Below are 2,556 nucleotides of genomic sequence, written 5' to 3' on the forward strand. Positions count from 1 at the left end.
CCCCACCTTCACCCCCGCCTTGAAGGTGCCGCCGAGCAGGACGAGGGCCAGTTTGAACGGTAGGACGGCCAGCCGGATCAGCAGATGCACCAGGCCTTTGATCAACCGCATGGTCTCCCCCTACGAGAACAGCGCTTCGACGAACTCGTCGGCGTCGAACGGTACGAGATCGTCCGCGCCCTCTCCCAACCCGACCAGCTTGACGGGGATACCCAGCTGAGCCTGGATGGCGACCACGATGCCACCCTTGGCAGAGCCGTCGAGCTTGGTGAGTACGACACCGGTCAGCTCGACCGCGTCGGTGAACTCCCGGGCCTGCACCAGACCGTTCTGACCGGTGGTGGCATCGAGGACCAGCAGCACCTCGGTGACGGTGCCCGCGCCCTTTTCGGCCACCCGGCGCACCTTGCGCAGCTCCTCCATGAGGTTGACCTTGGTGTGCAGCCGCCCGGCCGTGTCTGCGAGCACCAGGTCGGCACCCTTGGCGGCGGCGCTCTCGATCGCGTCGTAGATGACCGCGCTGGGATCTCCCCCCTCGGCGCCGCGGACGATGTCCGCCCCGGCCCGCTCGGCCCACATGCCGAGCTGCTCGGCGGCCGCCGCCCGGAAGGTGTCGCCGGCGGCCATCACCACCCGGTGACCGTCCGCGGTCTGCTGCTTGCCCACCTTGCCGATGGTGGTGGTCTTGCCCACGCCGTTCACCCCCACGAACAACCACACCGTCGGTGGGGACTCGGCGAACCGCAGGGAACGGTCAAAGCCCGACAGACGGGCCTTCAGCTCGTCTTTCAAGGCCTCGAGCAGCTGCTCGCCGCCGGTGAGGCCCTCGTCCTTCACCCGGGCTCGCAGGTGGTCGAGCAGCTCGGTGGTGGGCTCCACCCCGACGTCGGCCCGGATGAGCGCTTCCTCCAGCTCCTCCCAGGTCTCGGCGTCGATGGTGCTGCGGCCGACGAGCGAGCCGACGTAGCCGGCCAGCAGGCCCCGAGCCTTCGCCAGCCGGTCACGGAAGCGGGGCTTGACCGGGACCTCGACCGGCGCGGCCTCGACGGTGATCGCCTCGGCCTCGGCGATGACTGCTTCGGCCTCCGCCGGGGCGACGGCCTCCTCGACCGCCTCCCGCAGCGCTTCCTCGATCTCGACTGGCTCGATCTCGGCGGGCTCGGCTTCGGCGAGCTCGGTGGTCGCGGCCTTGCGTTCCGCCAGCTCGTCGAGCACGTGCTGGGGGACCCGGGGGGCATCCGGTGGTGGCTCCAGCCCGCGCAACCGGCGGCGGCGGCCGCTCACCAGGGCCAGGCTGACCCCGACGAGCACCGCCAGGACGACGAAGAGGAGGAGGATCTCCATGGCGGGCCGAGCCTAGCGGTGCGCGTGGCGGGGCAGCGTGCCGAACGACCGGGAGGCGAGCGGGCGCCGCGGTCCCCGGGGCCGAAAACCGACTCGGGCGCACCCCGGAGGGTGCGCCCGAGCGGGCTGGGAGCTCTGTGGGGCCGTCAGCGACCGCTGCCGAGTGTGACCTCGACGCTGTGCGTCTCGCGGTCACGCACGAAGGTCACCTGCACCCGGTCCCCGGGGGAATAGGTCCCGATGCGGCCCTGCAGCTCCTCGAAGGTGCGCACGGGCTTGCCGTCGACGGCCACGATGCGGTCACCGACCTGGATTCCCGCGGCCGCTGCAGGCCCGCCGGGCACCACGCTCTGCACCACGGCGCCCGGATCGCTGCTGGTGGTCCTGGACGATCCCTGGATGCCGAGGACGGCCTTGTCGAGCGACTGGCCGTTCACGATCCGGTCGGCGACCCGCTTGGCGGTGTCGATCGGCACCGCGAAGCCGATGCCGTTGTTCTCGCCGTTCTGGCTGAAGATCGAGGTGGGCACCCCGATGATCTCGCCGTTGCGGTTGGCGAGCGCTCCACCGGAGTTGCCGGGGTTGATCGGCGCGTCGGTCTGCAACATGTTGACCGCCACCCCCACCTGATTGGGCACCGGGCGGTCCACGGCGCTGATGATCCCCGCGGTGACGGTCTGCGAGAGCCCGAAGGGGCTGCCCAGCGCGATGGCCATCTGGCCCACCTGGACCTGACCGTCGCCGAGACGGGCCACCGGCAGGTCGTTGGCGTCGATCTTGACCACCGCGATGTCACTGGACGGATCCGCGCCGAGCACCCGCCCCTGGTGGCTGGATCCGTCGGCGAGGCGGACGTTCACCGACCGGGCGTTGCCCACCACGTGGGCGTTGGTCATGATCAGCCCGGAGGGGTCGTAGATGGTGCCTGATCCGAGCCCACTGCCGGTCTCGATCTGCACCACCGCGGGGCTCACCGCGGCCGCCACCGCCGCGACCGGCTCGTCACCACCGCCGTTGACCACCGGGGTGGTGCCGGCCGGCAGCGAGCTCGGGGTGATGGTGGTCACCGCAGTGGGGCTGCCGGGATCCTCGATCAGGCCGCGGGCCACGAAGCCGGCGGCGATGAGCACCGCCATGGCAAGGGCGGTGAAGACCAGCCGCCACCCACCCCCTCGCGACGAGGGGGGACGGGAGGAGGGTTCGCTCGGGGGC

General features: G+C 71.3%; 2 protein-coding genes. Both read right to left on the bottom strand.

Features of this window, described 5'->3' with window-relative positions:
• Positions 1-120: 120 nt before the first annotated feature.
• Positions 121-1,344, bottom strand: a complete 1,224-nt coding sequence (gene ftsY / locus V7004_RS15645) for a signal recognition particle-docking protein FtsY (protein ID WP_334145181.1) — start codon at positions 1,342-1,344, stop codon at positions 121-123.
• A gap of 146 nt (positions 1,345-1,490) precedes the next feature.
• Positions 1,491-2,556 (bottom strand): S1C family serine protease (locus V7004_RS15650; RefSeq protein ID WP_334145183.1); only part of this gene is annotated, 1,066 nt, incomplete at its 5' end.

The sequence above is a fragment of the Rhabdothermincola sp. genome (assembly GCF_036846205.1).
Lineage (GTDB): Bacteria > Actinomycetota > Acidimicrobiia > Acidimicrobiales > Acidimicrobilacustridaceae > Rhabdothermincola.

Bases quoted from the DNA above. Each gene is read 5' to 3' on its own strand.
- ftsY (WP_334145181.1), bottom strand. From the start codon at position 1,344: ATGGAGATCCTCCTCCTCTTCGTCGTCCTGGCGGTGCTCGTCGGGGTC.